This is a genomic window from Hymenobacter polaris, assembly GCF_012927305.1.
GTDB lineage: Bacteria > Bacteroidota > Bacteroidia > Cytophagales > Hymenobacteraceae > Hymenobacter > Hymenobacter polaris.
Genome location: NZ_JABBGH010000002.1, coordinates 131,197 through 147,612, shown reverse-complemented (window position 1 = coordinate 147,612; position 16,416 = coordinate 131,197). Strand labels below are relative to the sequence as shown.

Here is a 16,416-nt window from a genome sequence, read left to right as displayed (position 1 = left end):
CTAAATTGCCGACCATCGAGCTTTTACTATTTGTCCGCATTCTCACATTTTTTCCATTTTCCACATTCCCACATTTCAAAGATTTGTCACCTTTCTCCGCGTTTTCAGCCGAGCACTTTGCCGCTTTTGGGCACATTCAGGCCTGGGTTAGCCTCCTGACCCTCACCGTAATGGAGATTGTGCTGGGCATTGATAACATCATTTTTATTTCCATCACGGTTAACCGCCTAGCCCCCGGCGAGCAGGCTAAGGGGCGCACCATTGGCCTGCTGCTGGCGCTGCTGTTTCGGGTGGCGCTGCTCACCAGCATTTCGTGGCTGGTAGGGCTGCGCGAGCCGCTCTTCACCATCAGCCTTCCGGGGGTCATCGACCACTTCGGCGTAAGTGGGCGCGACCTGATTCTGATGGCGGGCGGCTTGTTTTTGATTTATAAGAGCACCACCGAAATTCACAGCAAACTGCAGGGCGAGGAGGAGGAAGAGCACGCCAGCAAGGGCCACGCCAGCCTGCCCAGCATCATCCTGCAGATTATCGTTATCGACATCGTATTCAGCTTCGACTCCATCCTCACGGCCGTGGGACTGGTAGATAACGTGCTGGTAATGATTGCGGCCGTTATCTGCGCTATGATTATCATGATTGCCTTCAGCGGCACGGTGGCCGACTTCGTGAACCGCAACCCCACCATCAAGATGCTGGCGCTGTCATTCCTCATTATGATTGGCTTCATGCTGGTGATGGAGGCGTCCCACAAAGAAGTGGAGAAAGGCTACCTCTACTTCGCTATGGCGTTCGCGTTGGTAGTAGAGCTGCTAAACATGCGCCTGCGCAAAAAGAGCAAGCCTGTAGCGCTGCGCGACTCGCAGTACGACTAAGGGGAAGCCTAGGGTCAGAAAAAGAGGGAGGGGCAGCCGGGCGTTGAAGCTTGGCTGCCCCTCCCTCTTTTTGGGTGCACAGCGCCGCGTGAGGGGTTAGAATCGAGGTAAGCACAGGCCCTGCTTCGCCGCCGCTATCTCTTTCGCTTGCCGCTGCCTAGGTGGGGTTGCTTATGCTTTAAACCAAAGGTGCCCCGCTAAACGCACCGCCCTACAAAGTATAAATACGTGGATGCTATAGGTAATTATACGTGCGCTGTAGTACTATTTAATGATTTGATTTATAATGGTTTTAAGAAAGCTAAAAAACTTGTTAAAATCGTTTAAAAAGCTAGTGGGTATTCTGAAAAAAGCATAAGTTTGTACACGATTTAGCCAAGTTTAGTTGTCACCCATCCCACCTATTTCTTCGCAACGCTGCTTTTCCTATGCCCTGCCATCGGCTACTCTTTCGCTGGCTTTGGCTAGTCTTAGTTAGCCTGGCAGAGGTTTCTACGGGCTGGGCGCAAAGCACCCCGAAGAATGCTGCCCGCCCCCAGCCCGTACCCCAAGCTCCGGTAGCGCCCAAGGTACTGATTACTCCCTCGGCCAAGCCTTTGCCCCCGGCCAAACTAGAAGAAGCCCTCCGCCTGATGCTGCGCGCCGATTCGGCCAGCCAGCACGCGGGCGCCGAGTCAGCCGGCCTGGTACTAGACCAAGCACTTAGCAAACCCGGCCACGATTTCTACGACCTTTTCTACAACTCTTTTGAAGCGCCGCCTGGCAGCAACGACTTTACGGTGCTGGTGGGCGAGCGGCCCGGTCGGGGCAATAGCTCGCTGGTCGTGCTCACCGTCAACGACCAGGAGCTGATTGAAACCCCGCTTCCTACCCGGCTCGACCAAATGGAAGAGCTGGTGGCCCAGGCCGTAGAGATTGCCCAAGGCTTTTTAGTGGAAGCCCAGAATGTAAGCCGCCAGTTGGAGTCGGGCCGCCGCACGCCGCTCGAAGTCTACTGATTACCTAAGTTACTGAAGGTTCGCCCTTCGCTTGTACTGCTCTTTTCTCACCCATTTCTTCTATGAAACAACTTAGTACGCTCTTACTACTGCTGGCGCTGGCCATCGAGACGCACGCTGCCCACGCGCAACGCTTCGTATACACTCCCATCAACCCGGCTTTTGGGGGCAATACGTTCAACTATTCGTGGCTTCAGTCTTCGGCTACGGCCCAGAATCGTATCGCGGACCCCGTAAGCACGTCGGCTACTACCGACCCACTGGCCCAGTTTTCGGCCAATCTCAATCAGCAAGTGCTAAACCAGCTTACTAGCAGGCTCATTACATCGCAGTTTGGGCAAGGTGCCGTGAAGCCTGGCACTTATACTGTAGGGGCGTACCAAGTGCAAGTGAGCCAAGCAACGAGCGGGGTGGTTATCACCGTAACCGACTCAAGCACTGGCAACCAAACTACCATAACTATTCCGAACGGGTTGTAGCATCGGCCTTTGCCGTGCTGAAGTATTGGGCTACTCATCGCGAGTGGCCCGATACTTCGGCCACCCTATTTCCTATCCGCTGCTACCTACCCGTTATGCCTTTTTCTATTGCGCGCCACTTGGCGGCCGGGCTTCTGCTGGCACTCGGTGCCTGCACACCTTACCTCTATCAACATCCCCTAGCAACCCAACCTGCTCGCCTGGGGGCCGAGCTGCGCACACCTGCTCAGTGGGGTGAGCTACCCGCACCACTGACTAAAACAGTGGTAGCCGTCTATAAATTTCGCGACCAGACTGGCCAGTATAAGCCTCAGGAAAACGGCGCTAGCTTCTCGACTGCTGTTACCCAAGGCGCTACCACCATCTTGGTGCGGGCCCTAGAAGAATCGAAGTGGTTTGAGCCCATTGAGCGCGAGAATTTAGGCAATTTACTTAATGAGCGAAAGATTATTCGTAGCACTCGCCAAGAATATACAGAACAAACCGGACAGAAGCAGCCTAATCTGCCCCCATTGCTTTTCGCGGGTGTTATTCTAGAAGGTGGTATAATCTCCTACGACACCAATATTATCACGGGTGGAGCAGGGCTGCGCTACTTTGGGGCCGGCGCCTCGGGCCAGTACCGGCAAGACCGGGTGACGGTTTACCTACGAGCAGTGAGCACTGGCACTGGCAAGGTGCTGAAAACGGTGTACACATCCAAAACCATTCTTTCTCAGCAGATTGGAGCCAGCTTATTCCAATTTGTCGCCTTTAAGCGCTTGCTTGAAACCGAGACTGGCTTCACCTATAATGAGCCCAGCGAGCTTGCCGTGAAGGATGCCATTGAAAAATCGGTGCAGGCATTGATATATGAAGGGTTCGATGAAGGGTTGTGGCTACCCCGTGATTCAAGTGAAGTACATGGCGCTGCTCGCCAAAATTACCTGCGTGAGAAGGCCGAAAACTTGAATATTGATGTACTAGGCCGCCAGCAGATACCACGTCGGACTGCTTTTGCTATAGGCTTGGCTGGTGCAGTCCTGCAGTATCAAGGGGATTATGCCTCGCCCAACTTAACGCTAGGCGCTGAGGCCACCGCGCGCATTGGTCTAGGCGAAACGGCTAGCTTATTTCTAAACGCTGGCCAAATGCGCCTAGCTGCCGGTGCTAACCGCAACTCCTTCAATAGTACTTACAATTATGCTGAGGGAGGGGTGCTGCTGCGCATACTTCCGCGCGACCGCTTTACGCCCTACGTGCTAGCTGGGGGAGGCGCAACTGTGCGCACCTCCTCCGATTTAAGCCGGCGCACACTGCCTCACGTGGTAGCCGGTATTGGGGCCGAATACTTACTTACCCCACGCTTAGGCCTGAGCTTACAGCTAGACAACCATTACTACTTGAACGACGAGCTGGATGGCCTAGTAAATGGCCGCTACAACGACTACTACTGGGGCGCCCGCGCTGGCATTATGCTTTACCTGGGTCGGTCACGAGCCGCGCGCATTAGTAATGCAACCAATTGATATTCAATTTTTTATATATAACTAGAGTGTGTTGAGAGCGTGACACGTAATTATACCTGATTTGTTGCTTTTATCTAAAAAAAAGTTGAAATCATTACCTACCAAAATAGTTCCACACTACTTTTGGCTTGTTCTTCCGGAGAGAGCAAATCTTCTTCAATTCCCACCAACAATCCCAAACCCAAATCGAATGAAAACGCTTAACCACCGCTTGTTACTCGCTGCCGCTGCGCTGTTTAGCGCCAGCTACGCCAACGCCCAGATTGCTTCTTCCTCAATAGGCGCAACGCCTGGGCCGAACAACTTACCTAGTGCTGGGGGATTTGGGTATACTAGCCCGAATGCTACTTTCACGCGCAACGTTACTACCATTGAGCAAGCCGGTACCAACCAGTATGGCTCCGTCATGCAGTCGGGTGACCAAACTTCTATTGGCCGACAGAATGAGGCTACGTTAACTCAGGTAGCTTCTTCGGCAGCGGGTGGCCATAACAATGCGTTCCAGTCGCAAACTAATGATGCTAGTGGGGGTGGTAGCGCCAATGCCCAAAATCGCGCTGCTAACCGAATGGAGGCTACCCAATCGGGTGACTACAGCGTAGTAAACCAAACCCAGCGCGGTAGTGGCAACAAGGCTACTGCCTTGCAGACAGCAGGTAGCTACAGTAACCTGTTGACTCAAAATCAGCTTGGCGTGAACAACCAAGCCTACAGTGAGCAACGTGGAAGCTACAGCCGGTCAACGCAAACGCAGAATGGCCAAAACAACCAAGGAGTGGTTATTCAAACGAGCCCTTCCTATAACAACATAGCAGAGCAAACCCAAACGGGCGATAATAACCGTGCTTATGCTGGCCAAGGCACAATGAATGCTTCAGGTATTGTTGCTTCAAGCGGTTATAACACGTCGATGCAGACCCAGACTGGTAGTGGCAACTTTTCGCGCAACGACCAGTTTGGCTCGGATGACCAAAGCTACGTAAGGCAGAACGGCACTACTAACACGGCTGCGGTAACCCAGCACTAAGCCTGCTGAAGTTTATAAGCCAGGTTCTAAACGTTTTTCTTAGCGCTTTAGAACCTGGCTTATTCTATTTCATGCTTGAGTTTAAGTACTACTTATGAAAGCTCTGCACCAAGCACTTCTGGTTGGGTTTCTTTCGGCTGTGGCGCATGCAGCCCAAGCCCAGCAGCCGGCTAGTGAAGCTGCCACGGTGCAACAGCGGCTAGCTGAAGACATTGGCCCCGACCGACTTTCGTCAGCCCTTAAGTCGCTGGAGACTGCGAGAAATATTTCTCTTTTGTCGCAGATGGGCACAAGCAATAGTGTGCGCATCGACCAGCAAGGCTTGCCGGGCGGCCTTAGCAACCAGGCGTACGTAGAGCAGGTGGGCACCGCTAATGCCCTAGGGCTAGTGCAGGCTGGCAACGGCAACTTAGCTACTAGCTCGCAAAATGGCAATGGCAACCAAGCTGACCTAACGCAGCAGGGTCAAAATAACGCTTCGGCCCTTACGCAGCGCGGCGATAATAACCGCCTGACGGGTGTGGTAGCCGCCGACCGCACTGAACTGAACATCAGCCAGAACGGCAGCAATAACCAGGTCAGCAGTGAGATTCGCGAAAGCCAGCGTAGCTACACCATCAACCAGTACGGCAATAACAACAGCCTGAAGCAGGTGGAGTCCACCATTCAGGCTACGCCGGGCTACACAGTGGAAATGCGCGGTAGCGGCATCAACCTCACTATTGAGCAGGGTAAGGTAAAGTAGCTCGCTTAATAACGAGTCAGTTGCCCAAGCTAAAAAAGGCCAGTTGCCCTAGCAGCTTGGCCTTTTTTAATTCAGGCTATCTGTGTATCTTTAACCCCTTAAAGCTGAACGATTAATCAGCTTCCCACCCTTCACTCTTCTTAGCTATGAACCCTTGGCTTTTGCTACTAGCGGCCTGGCCCGGTGCCGCCGCCCTTGGCCCCGTTCCCTGCCGCGCCCACCTCGAGCTGCAGCAGCAGGATGGCTACCTCTCCATCACGGGCCACTGCACCAACCTGCTACCTACTGCCGCGCGCTACCGCTACGAGCTATCAATGCTGCGCGAAGGCAGCGGCGGACGCTCGCAAAACACGCAGCGCGGCGAGTTTGACGCGGCCCCGGCCCAGGATGTGGCGCTGTCGCACACCCGCATTAACGCTACGGCGCAGGATACCTACCGAGTGCACCTGCGGGTACTGGATTTGGCTGGCCACGTCGTAGCCCAAGACTCGGCTGTGCAAGTGCCCGCTCGCTAATCGTTGCTGCTTCTTTTTCTGCTTCATGTTTCTCTTATTCCGCACCTGGCGTTGCTACCGCGGCACCTGGTTTGCCCTCTTATGCCTGCTGGGTTTGGCCGCTTGCGAGCCCACCCTGGTAGAGCCAGCCTACTACGGCACGCTCACCGTAACCATACTCGACGGCAGCACCAGCCAGCCGCTGGCCAACGTGGCCGTCAGCACAACGCCCGCCACCGGCTCTTACGTTACTGATGCCCGCGGTCAAGTCACCATTAGCCAAGCGCCGGCCGGCACGCTGAGCGTAGCAGCCCGCCGGGCGGGCTACGATGCTACCACCGGCAGCGCCACCATCAGCGATGGGCAAACGCAATCAATAGTGCTACTGCTCAATAAAACGACGTCTACGGCGGCGCCGGGCGCTCCTACCCGGCCTACGCCCGCCACTGGTGCCACCGACCAAGCCACCAGCTTGCGGCTGATTTGGCGCCCGGCAGCTGGCACCCAGGCAGGTGACTCGCTTAAGTACGATGTACTACTATTTGAAAGTAACAACCTCAATCAGCGCACCCTAGCCACTAATACCCGTGACACCACTGTAATAGTCGCCGACCTTCGCTACAACACTACCTACTACTGGCAGGTGACGGCCCGCAACCCGGCTGGTGCCACTGCTCGCGGGCCCGTCTGGAGCTTTCAGACGGTGGCCTTTCCTGATAATCGCTACTTGTTTGCGCGGACTGTAAATGGCAACACGGATATTTATTCTTCGGGCGCTACCGGCACAACTCCAGTGCGCCTGACCAGCGCCGTAACCGTGGAAACGGCTCCGCAACTCAGCCCGACCCGCGATATCATTGCCTACAGCTCGAACGCGAGCGGGCAGTTTCAGCTTTATACTATGAACCGCGACGGCTCGAACCAGCGCCAGATTACGACGCTATCAGTAGAGGGCTACAGCAACGCAGGCGTGGGCTACCGATGGTCGCCCGACGGGGCGCAACTCATTTACAGCCACTACGACCAGCTGTATCGCATTAACCGCGACGGTAGCGGGCTAGTGCTGCTAGCTAAGGCTCCCGCTAACCGGCACTTCCGCGAGTGTGACTGGACCGCTCAGAATGGCGGCCGGCTGGTGGTGCAAACCATTGGGTCCGACCCGTTCGACTCGGAGCTATACCTCTACAAAACGGATGGTACCAGCCCTGTGCAATTGGTAGGCAACCTACCCGGCCGGCTCGATTCACCCAGCTTTAGCGTCGATGGCACTACGGTGGTGTACACGCGCGACGTAGCCGGCTTCAATAGCACCAGCGGGCGCCAGCTCGATGCCCACATCTTCACGCAGAAGCTTGATGGCTCGGCGGCCTTCGACGTGAGTGCAGCTGCTACCAGCAATATTGCTAAGGCTACAGGTACCAACGACTTAACGCCACGCTACACGCCTACCGGCTTCCAACTCATCTTTGTTAACCGCTCAAACGACGACATCAGTGCACCGGATGTATACACCTGCAACCTAGATGGCAGCAACCGTACTAAGCTCATCGAGAACGCCTTCTGGCCAGATTATAAGTAAAAGCTAATTAAGCCGCGTTCCGGCGAGTTAGCCGGCAGCGCTGGTCCCCTACGCTTGGGGGGCCTAGGGCTGCCGGCTAATTCGTGGCCAGCCCCAGGCGCACGGCCAGCATATCGAGCAGGCGGCGGTTTAGCTCGGCGCGATGCGGGCGGTAAAATGCTAGCTCTTCGGGAGTGAGCAGCCCCACCACTATCCCTACCAGCGTGGCGCGCAGGCGGGCGTTGCGAGCCAGCAGGGCGGCGCGCTGGCGGGTGGCCTCGGCGGGGTTGGCGGCCGGGTCGGGCAGGCGGTAGTCTTGGGCAAAGTCTTCGAGCAGGCCGGCGGCTACCTCGTGTTGCAGCTTGAGCAGCGGGCGCAGCACCTGGTGCTGAAAGTCGGGCACGGTGGCGGGCGTGGGAATGGCAGCCGGCTGGCCGGCAATGGCGGGCCTTAGTGCCAGCAGCGCGGCCGGGGGGCGGGGGTAAAAAGAAGACATAGCTTGCTGTACGGTCAGTAAAAAAGCCCGACCGAAGCCGGGCTTTTAGTTTTGCAGCTACCCTAGGGGCTACTAGCGCTCAATAGTCACCTTGGTGGTGTAGGTGCCGCCGGAGGTGCGCACGCGCACTACGTAAAGGCCGGGGGCCAAGGAGCCCGTGCGCAGCTCGTAGCCGGCCTGCTGCATTTGGGCGGCGGGCACGGTGGCGGCGGGCAGCACGGCTTGGCCCAGTAGGTTGAGCAGCGTCACTTCCATGGGAGCGGCGCTGCCGAGCTGGGTGCGCACCGTGAGGCGGTCCTGGGCGGGGTTGGGGAAGGCCTCTAGGGCGCTGCCGCTCACCACGCCGTTGCGGGTGGCCAGGGTAATGGCCTTGGCGGTGGGCGACACGTCGAAGGCCTGCACGATACCCGTTACCTGGGGCACGCCCGAGCCACTTTTGTCGCCCTGCTTGGCGCTGTAGCCCATGCCCCGGCGCGCAAACACGGCCCAGATGAGGTCGGCGTTGGCGGCACCGTTGGTGAGCGTGTCGGCGCGCAGCAGCGCATCGCGGCTATCCAGGAAGCCAGGGTTGCACACCTGCAGCTTGCAGCCATCCAGCACCAGCTTCAGCAGCTTGTTGTTGCCGCCGGTGGCGCTGAAAAAGTCGGCGTTGTAGCCATACTTGTAGATGAACTGCCAGTTCAAGTCCCACAGCACCGTGCACCATACCTCGCCCACGTCGTGGGTTTCGCTGTACTTGCCAGTGGCCGTACCCAGCTGCGCGTAGGTATAGGTATTCTTGGTGATGTCGGTAGTGTAGGGCTGGTTGCGGAAGCCCGGCCCTACGCTGAAAGACTGGCTGTTGTCGTAGGTGGCAACGTAGCGCGGGGTGCTGCCGATATCGCCGGCGTGGGTGGTCATCCAGAGGGAAAAGAAGTCGCTCCAGCCCTCGCCCCCTATCTGGTTGCCCGTAGTGCCGGGCAGGCACCCCGGATTGGCCGGGCCGCCCGTCAGGCGGGTTGAGACGCCGTGCCCAAACTCGTGCGACACCACCCCGTTGTCAAACGAGCCGTCGATGTCGGGCCCTAGGGCCGCCGATACGTTGAGGGTAGCGCCCGCCCGGATGGCGGCGCGCAGCTTAAAGCCGTCGGCTCCGCTGATGAAAATGGCCGGAATGCGAATGCCCACCGTGTCGGTTCCGCCGAAGCTAACCAAGTTAGTGGTAGCCAGCGAGTCGAACACGATAACGGCGGAAGCCCCGTTGGCCTGGGCGCGCTTCACCTTGGGCGCAAACTGGTTGTTGGCGCGCGGATTGAGGCCCGTGAGCTGCGGGCAGCCGCCGCGCTGAATGAAGGCCACGTTGCCGCTCACGTCGCTGGCGTTTACGAAGGGCGTCGCGCAGCCGTGGTCGCCATTGTCGGCCGATACGCCGTCGTTGACCAGCACCAGCTTGCCGGCCAGCGGCTTCTTGGTGAGCGTGGGCCCGAAGGCTACCGCTGCAAACTGGTAGGTGCCCGCTACCGCGCTGGCGCCCGTCACGGTCAGCGCATTGGCCGGCACGTTGTCGAACAGGTACATCTGCATCCGGCCCGAAACTCCATCGGGCGTGGGCAGGAAGTTGGCGTTGTTGCGCCCGCTGCCGTCCTGCGACTCGGCGCGCAGGAAGTCGTTGCCCAGGCCCTGGCCGGTAATGTTTTTGTACTGATAATTGCCTGACGCCTCGTCGAAGCCGTGCGCCATCAGCACATCGTGGAGCATGTTGCTCCAGTAAAACAGGTTGGTGATGCCGGCGGCCAGGTTATTGGCGTTGCGTGCCCCTAGGGTCTGGTCGAAGGGAAAGTCGAAGTTGAGGGCACTCGTGCCATCGGGCGAGCTGGTTGGGCTAGCCAGGTTCGGCGACGTGGAGGCCGTGTTGCCATAATCGTCGTAGGCGGCCACGTTGTTGCCGCGCGTCAGGTACTTGCCGCTGCTCAGCAGCGAGTAGCTATCGGCAAAAAAGCCGCTGGGCGCCTTGCCTTCGGCCACTTGCCAGCCGTAGGGCGAGTACAGGGGGTTGGCCACGCTCAGCGGCACCACCTCGCGGGGGTGCACCGCGGGGTTTTCGTAGGGCACGGGCACCACAGTCAGGCTTCTGGCCGCCGTCACCCCTAGGGGGGCGGGCGCCGGGGCAGGCAGGGCGGCCAGGTTGTAGGCCAGCGCGCGCTGCTGCCGCGCTACCGCCGCGGTGGTGTGCTGCCGAAAGGTGGTGGCCTCGCTCACCACGTAGTCGGTCTTGCTGACCAGGCGGCCCGTTTGGGCATCTACGTGGGCGTTCCAGTAGTGCTGCTCGTCGAGGGTAGCGATGGCGACCGACCACACCAGCACCAGCTGCCCATCCACGGCCTCGTACAGAAGCTGCACCGGAATATTCTCTGCCGAAATGCCGCCGTTGTTGAAGGTGAGGCCGTCGGCCACGCGGGCATCTACCAGCGTGCGCAGGCCCACGGGGCGGGGCAGGCCCAGGGCCACGCTGGTGGCTACCACGGCCTGCTCGGGCGAGAGGGCCGGCGCGGGAGGCGCCGCTTTGGCGGCGGCGCCCGCCACAAAGGCTTGGGTAGTGAGCACCACCTTGCCCGCGGCATTGGTGTGCACGGCGCCGGTGGCGTTGAACACCACTAGGCCATTCACCCGCTGCTGCAAGTACGTATGGGTTAGGCCATTGGCATCGGTATAGCTATCCGTTACCAGGGAGTTGCTCACGTCGGCGGCCGTGAGGCCCTGCGCCTGGGCCCTGGTGGCAAAAGTGGCCAGCGCACCCGGCGCCACAGGCTTAGGCTGCTGCGCCAGGGCGCGGCCGGGGGCCACTAGCGCAGCCGCCACCGCCAGCAACCAATAGCCTGAACGAGTAAACTTATTGCTCATAGAAAGGAAGCAGCAGAGGATAAATGATGGCTGAAAATCAGCCATCACCAAAGGTAATTAGCCCGTCCATAAGAAGCCGGCCTTCCCAGGGGCTGGGCGGCAATTATTTTCTCCCTAATTTTTCACCGTTTAAAATACGCCCAGCTTGCTCAGCACATCCCAGAGCACCACGCCGGCCGCCACGCTCACGTTGAGCGAGTGCTTGGTACCGAGCTGCGGAATTTCCACGGCCGCGTCGCACAGCGCCAGCACCTCATCGTCCACGCCAAATACCTCATTGCCCAGCACCAGCGCCAGCGGCTGCCCTGGGGCCGGCCGAAACTGGGGCAGCGGCACCGAAGCCGTCGTTTGCTCCACGGCCACCAGCTGGTAGCCCGCGGCCTTTAGCTGCCGGGCGGCCCCTAGGGTGGTAGGGGCGTGCTCCCAGGCCACTGACTCGGTGCTACCCAGGGCCGTTTTAGTGATTTCGCGGTGGGGCGGCCGGCCCGTCACGCCGCAGAGGTAGAGCTTTTCGAGGGCAAACGCGTCGGCGGTGCGAAACACGGCGCCCACGTTGTGCAGCGAGCGCACATTGTCGAGCACCAGCACCACGGGGCTTTTGGGGGTTTGCTGAAAATCGGCGAGGGGCAGCCGGTTCAACTCCGGCATGGTGAGCTTGCGCATAGAATGACACGAAATAACGGAACGGGAAGGCGGGCGCGGCCCGGCGGCCAGCCCCGAGCTAGCTGCCCGGCAGGGCCCTAGGGGGCGGCCGCGTCGGCTAGGGCGGCGGCTACCAGGCGGCGTACCGATTCCGGGTCTACGGCTGGCGTGTCGCCCAAGTCGTCGGAGTGCGTGGCGGCGGGCTCGGCCGCTCCGAAGAGCGCCCGCGTGAAGCGAGGATACAGCAGCTGCGCCAGCAGCTGAGTGGCGCGGGCAGCCGGCGCCGGCTGGCCGAGCGCAGTTAGGAACTGCGTTATCCGCGCTTCTACGCTTTCCAGCAGCGCCTCGTGCAGGCGCACGGTACCGCCTTGCGGAAACCGGCTGGTTTCGGCGATGGCCAGTTGAAACAAACTCAGCGGCCGGCTGGAGAGGATGGTTTCGAGAAAGCGCATGCAAAACTGCGTAAGGGCGGCCGGGGGGTCGGGGGCGTAGTCGGCGGGCTGGCCCAGGTGGTGCAGCTGCAAGCCCAGCACCAGCTCGAATACGGCCAGAAATAAGTCTTCCTTGCGCCCGAAATGGGCGTAGAGCGTGCGCTTGGTGGTCCCCGCCTGGGTTGCGACATGGTCCATGGAGGTGCGCTCGAAGCCGGCTGCCAAGAAGGCGTTTTTGGCCGCAACCAATATCTGGTTGCGCAATTCGGCACCGCGCCTGGCTGGTAGCTTGCTCATGGACTCGCAAAAATGCAGCGTAAAAAACAAGTGCGTCAACTAGAAAGTATACTATACCGTATAGTATACTTACATTTGCGGCTGGCGACACAGCAGTATCGCTGCCTCCTAAGCCCGCTTTTTCTATCTTAGAAAACCAAAAAGACCATGCTAGTTGTAACCGGAGCCAGTGGCCACCTCGGCCGGGGCGTATTGGAGGAATTGCTGCGGCGCGCACCCGCCAACCAACTGATAGCTAGCGCCCGCGACCCGCAGAAGCTCAGCGACTTGGCGGCGCGGGGTGTGCAGGTGCGGCAGGGCGACTTTGCCGACCCAGCCAGCCTGGCTGCGGCGTTTGCAGGCGCCGAGCAGGTGCTGGTGGTATCGCCCGACAAGCTGGGCGAGGAAGGCCGGCAACTGAGTGAGAACGCGCTACGGGCCGCCCAGGCGGCGGGGGCCCGCCGGGTGCTGTATACCAGCCACATGGGCACCCACCCCGACTCGCCCTTCAGCGACCACTACGCCATCGAGCAGTTTATGGCCGGGCTGGGCGTGCCTTATACCTCGTTGCGCAACGGCTACTACGCCGAAAGCGCCCTCTCCCACCTCGGGCGCGGATTGGAAACCGGCGAGATTGTGGCTCCCGAAGACGGGCCCGTAAGCTGGACTACGCGCGCCGACCTGGCCGCTGCCGACGCGGCCGTGCTGGCCGGCGCGGGCCACTTCGACGGCCCCACCCCGCCGCTGGTGGCTTCGGAATCCGTCACGCTGGCCGAGGTGGCCGCCATGGCGTCCGAGCTGCTGGGGCGGGAGGTCAGGCGGGTGGTGGTGACGGACGAGCAGTGGCGCCGCGACAAGCTGGCGCAGGGAATGCCGGGCCAGTTCGTGGAGCTGCTACTCAAGTCGTACCGCGATATGCGGGCCGGGGTGTTTGCGGCCACCGACCCGACCCTAGGGCAGCTACTGGGCCGCCGCCCCCAGACCATGCGCGACTTCCTGGCCGAGCGGCTGCAACCGGCCGGGGCCTAGGGCCGCGGGCGCCCGGCAGGGCCAGCCGGCCCCGGCGGCCGAATTTTCCGGCGTAATTTGGAGTTTTGCAGGGCCGCCCGGTAGCTCGGCGGCGCCCATTTCTTTTGTGCCCGGCTGCCGGCCGGCCCCTCCGCTCCCGCCCTCAGTGTCTGCTCCTTCCTCTGTTTCCGACGCGCCCGCCAAGAAGTTTGCCATCAAGCAGCTCGGGCCCGACCACTTTGCGGCCGCGCCGGTGGCCGACACGCCCCTGATGCGCCAGTATTACCAGCTGAAGCAGCAGCACCCAGGGGCGGTACTGCTGTTTCGGGTGGGCGATTTTTACGAAACCTTCGGCGAGGATGCCGTGACGGCGGCCCGCATCCTGGACATTACCCTGACCAAGCGCGGGGCGGGCACGGTGAGCGAAGTAGCGCTGGCGGGCTTCCCGCACCACGCGCTGGATAACTACCTGCCCAAGCTGGTGCGCGCCGGCCAGCGCGTAGCCATCTGCGACCAACTCGAAGACCCTAAGCAAGCCAAGGGCCTGGTAAAGAGGGGCATCACCGAGCTGGTGACGCCCGGCGTGAGTATGCACGACCACACGCTGGAGCGCCGCCAGAACAACTACCTGGCGGCCGTGCACTTTGGCAAGCAGGAAGCGGGCGTGTCGTTTCTTGACATCAGCACCGGCGAGTTTTTGGTGGCGCAGGGCACGCTCGACTACCTGGGCAAGCTGCTGCAAAACTTTCGGCCGGCCGAGGTGCTGTTTTGCAAGCGCAGCCGCACTGAGTTCGAGGGCAGCTTCGGGCCCGACTTCTGCACCTTCGCGCTCGACGAGTGGGTATTTGGGGCCGACTATGCGCACGACACGCTTACGCGGCACTTCCGCACCACCTCGCTCAAGGGCTTCGGGGTCGATAACCTGAAGGAGGGCGTCATTGCGGCCGGCTGCATTCTGCACTACCTGGCCGAAACCAAGCACACGGATATTCAGCACATTGCCAGCCTAGGGCGGCTGGAGGAGGATAAGTACGTGTGGCTCGACCGCTTCACGGTGCGCAACCTGGAGCTGGTGCACGCCCAGCACCCCGGCGGCGTGCCGCTCATCGACGTACTCGACCAGACCCTGACGCCGATGGGCGCCCGCCTGCTGCGCAAGTGGGTGGTGCTGCCCCTGAAGGAAGCCAGCCAGATTCAGCGGCGGCTCGACACGGTAGCGGCCTTAGTAAGCAATGCCGAGCTGCTGGAAGCGGTGCAGGGCCACCTGCGCCCCATTGCTGACCTGGAGCGCCTTATCTCGAAGGTGGCGGTGCGCCGCGTGAACCCCAGGGAGCTGCTGCAACTGGCGCGGGCCCTGGAAAGCATTGCGCCGCTGCGCGAAAAGCTGGCCGCCTCGGGCGTGCGGGCCCTCGAAAAGCTAGCCGACCAGCTGCACGCCTGCGCCTCGCTGCGCCAGGAAATCACCAGCAAGATTCGGCCCGACGCGCCGCTGCTCGTCAACCAGGGCCACGTCATTCAGGAAGGCGTGGATGCCGAGCTGGACGAGCTGCGCGGCCTGGCCTACTCGGGCAAGGACTACCTGGTGCAGCTGCAGCAGCGCGAGCAGGCCGCCACGGGCATCTCGTCGCTGAAAGTGGCTTACAACAAGGTGTTTGGCTATTATCTGGAGGTGTCGAACGCCCACAAGCACAAGGTGCCCACCGAGTGGATTCGCAAGCAGACGCTGGTGAACGCCGAGCGCTACGTGACGGAGGAGCTGAAAACCTACGAGGAGAAAATCCTAACCGCCGAGGAGAAGCTGGGCGGGATTGAGGCGCGCCTCTACCAAGAGGTAGTGCTGGCGGCGGCCGACTACGTGAGCCAGGTGCAGCAGAACGCCCGCGCCGTGGGCGTGCTCGACTGCCTCGGGTCGTTTGCGGCCACGGCCCGGCAGCACCGCTACGTGCAGCCGGTGGTGAACGACGGGCCCACGCTCGACATTAAGGGCGGGCGCCACCCCGTGATTGAGCGCCAGCTGCCACCCGGCGAAAGCTACATTCCCAACGACTTGTGCCTCAGCCAGGACGACCAGCAGATAGTGGTGATAACGGGCCCGAACATGGCCGGCAAGTCGGCGCTGCTGCGCCAAACGGCGCTCATTGTGCTGCTGGCCCAGATTGGCTCGTTCGTGCCGGCCGACGCGGCTGAGGTGGGCATTATCGACAAGATTTTCACCCGCGTGGGGGCCAGCGACAACCTGAGTAAGGGCGAGAGCACCTTCATGGTGGAGATGACCGAAACGGCCAGCATCCTCAACAACCTCTCAACCCGCAGCCTGGTGCTGATGGACGAAATCGGGCGCGGCACCAGCACCTACGACGGCATCAGCATTGCCTGGGCCATTGTGGAGCACCTGCACAACAACCCGCGCGCGCGGGCCAAAACGCTGTTTGCCACCCACTACCACGAGTTGAACCAGCTGGCCGACGACTGCCCTAGGGTGCGCAACTACCACGTGGCCGTGCAGGAGGCCGATGGCCGGGTGCTGTTTTTGCGCAAGCTGCGGCCGGGCGGCTCCGAGCACTCGTTCGGCATCCACGTGGCGCGCATGGCTGGGATGCCGCCGGCGGTGGTGCTGCGGGCCAACGAGATTATGCACCACCTGGAGCAGGAGCGCGCCGGCGCCGGCCTGCCCGAAGCCGTGGACCCCGCCGCCCCCACCGAGTTTGATGAGGTGTTGGCGGGCCTCGACGAGGCGCCTAGGGCCCAGCCGCGGCCGCGCGCCACTACTGCCATGGCCACCCGGCCCACCCTGCAGCTCAGCATGTTTGAGCCCAGCGACCCTAGGCTAGAACAGCTGCGCGAGCTACTCAACACACTAGATATTAACACGCTAACGCCCATCGAGGCGCTGCTGAAGCTTCAGGAGCTGAAGGGCCTGGCGGGGGCCTAGGGGAAGTTATGAGTTAAAAAGCCCGTCATGCTGAGCTTGCCGAAGCATCTTTACCAAACTCGTATGG

14 protein-coding genes are annotated in these 16,416 nt (G+C 60.6%); 10 read left to right on the top strand and 4 right to left on the bottom strand.

The features are described 5' to 3' along the window. Nucleotides 1-83: 83 nt before the first annotated feature. From HHL22_RS11035 to HHL22_RS11000, 8 genes are all read left to right on the top strand, one after another. Nucleotides 84-875, top strand: a complete 792-nt coding sequence (locus tag HHL22_RS11035; RefSeq protein ID WP_262888379.1) for a TerC family protein — start codon at nt 84-86, stop codon at nt 873-875. A gap of 596 nt (nt 876-1,471) precedes the next feature. Further along, nucleotides 1,472-1,873, top strand: a complete 402-nt coding sequence (locus HHL22_RS11030) for a CsgE family curli-type amyloid fiber assembly protein (RefSeq protein ID WP_169531259.1) — start codon at nt 1,472-1,474, stop codon at nt 1,871-1,873. Nucleotides 1,874-1,935: 62 nt separating this feature from the next. After that, nucleotides 1,936-2,352 carry a curli production assembly/transport component CsgF gene (locus HHL22_RS11025; protein ID WP_169531257.1) on the top strand — a complete coding sequence of 139 codons (417 nt, stop codon included), beginning with the start codon at nt 1,936-1,938 and terminating at the stop codon, nt 2,350-2,352. 95 nt (nt 2,353-2,447) lie between these two features. Continuing rightward, entirely contained in the window at nt 2,448-3,860 is a 1,413-nt protein-coding gene (locus HHL22_RS11020; protein ID WP_169531255.1) for a CsgG/HfaB family protein, read from the top strand. A gap of 190 nt (nt 3,861-4,050) precedes the next feature. After that, nucleotides 4,051-4,887 (top strand): hypothetical protein, encoded by an 837-nt coding sequence (locus HHL22_RS11015; RefSeq protein ID WP_169531253.1) that lies wholly within the window; start codon nt 4,051-4,053, stop codon nt 4,885-4,887. A 283-nt stretch (nt 4,888-5,170) separates the two neighbouring features. Further along, nucleotides 5,171-5,632, top strand: a complete 462-nt coding sequence (locus HHL22_RS11010; RefSeq protein ID WP_169531251.1) for a hypothetical protein — start codon at nt 5,171-5,173, stop codon at nt 5,630-5,632. Between the two features lie 146 nt (nt 5,633-5,778). Beyond that, on the top strand, nt 5,779-6,147 hold the full coding sequence (csgH, locus tag HHL22_RS11005; protein WP_169531249.1) for a curli-like amyloid fiber formation chaperone CsgH: 369 nt from the start codon (nt 5,779-5,781) through the stop codon (nt 6,145-6,147). A 25-nt stretch (nt 6,148-6,172) separates the two neighbouring features. Further along, on the top strand, nt 6,173-7,705 hold the full coding sequence (locus HHL22_RS11000) for a carboxypeptidase regulatory-like domain-containing protein (RefSeq protein ID WP_169531247.1): 1,533 nt from the start codon (nt 6,173-6,175) through the stop codon (nt 7,703-7,705). Between the two features lie 76 nt (nt 7,706-7,781). On the opposite strand, the gene HHL22_RS10995 is transcribed toward HHL22_RS11000, so the two are convergent. The 4 genes from HHL22_RS10995 to HHL22_RS10980 all read right to left on the bottom strand — a co-directional run bounded on the left by HHL22_RS10995 (nt 7,782) and on the right by HHL22_RS10980 (nt 12,430). Next, on the bottom strand, nt 7,782-8,180 hold the full coding sequence (locus tag HHL22_RS10995; protein WP_169531245.1) for a hypothetical protein: 399 nt from the start codon (nt 8,178-8,180) through the stop codon (nt 7,782-7,784). 72 nt (nt 8,181-8,252) lie between these two features. Next, the gene (locus HHL22_RS10990; protein WP_169531243.1) at nt 8,253-11,060 is read right to left on the bottom strand and encodes a M36 family metallopeptidase; all 2,808 of its coding nucleotides are present in this window, start codon (nt 11,058-11,060) and stop codon (nt 8,253-8,255) included. 129 nt (nt 11,061-11,189) lie between these two features. Further along, a complete protein-coding gene (locus tag HHL22_RS10985) occupies nt 11,190-11,723 on the bottom strand; it encodes an RNA methyltransferase (protein ID WP_169531241.1) in 534 nt (177 codons plus the stop codon). A 77-nt stretch (nt 11,724-11,800) separates the two neighbouring features. Beyond that, on the bottom strand, nt 11,801-12,430 hold the full coding sequence (locus HHL22_RS10980; RefSeq protein WP_169531240.1) for a TetR/AcrR family transcriptional regulator: 630 nt from the start codon (nt 12,428-12,430) through the stop codon (nt 11,801-11,803). Between the two features lie 147 nt (nt 12,431-12,577). Between HHL22_RS10980 and HHL22_RS10975 the strand changes: the two genes are divergently transcribed. Both HHL22_RS10975 and mutS read left to right on the top strand, forming a co-directional pair. Further along, on the top strand, nt 12,578-13,438 hold the full coding sequence (locus tag HHL22_RS10975) for an NAD(P)H-binding protein (protein WP_169531238.1): 861 nt from the start codon (nt 12,578-12,580) through the stop codon (nt 13,436-13,438). A 250-nt stretch (nt 13,439-13,688) separates the two neighbouring features. Next, entirely contained in the window at nt 13,689-16,349 is a 2,661-nt protein-coding gene (mutS, locus tag HHL22_RS10970) for a DNA mismatch repair protein MutS (RefSeq protein ID WP_169532401.1), read from the top strand. The last annotated feature ends 67 nt before the right edge of the window (nt 16,350-16,416 follow it).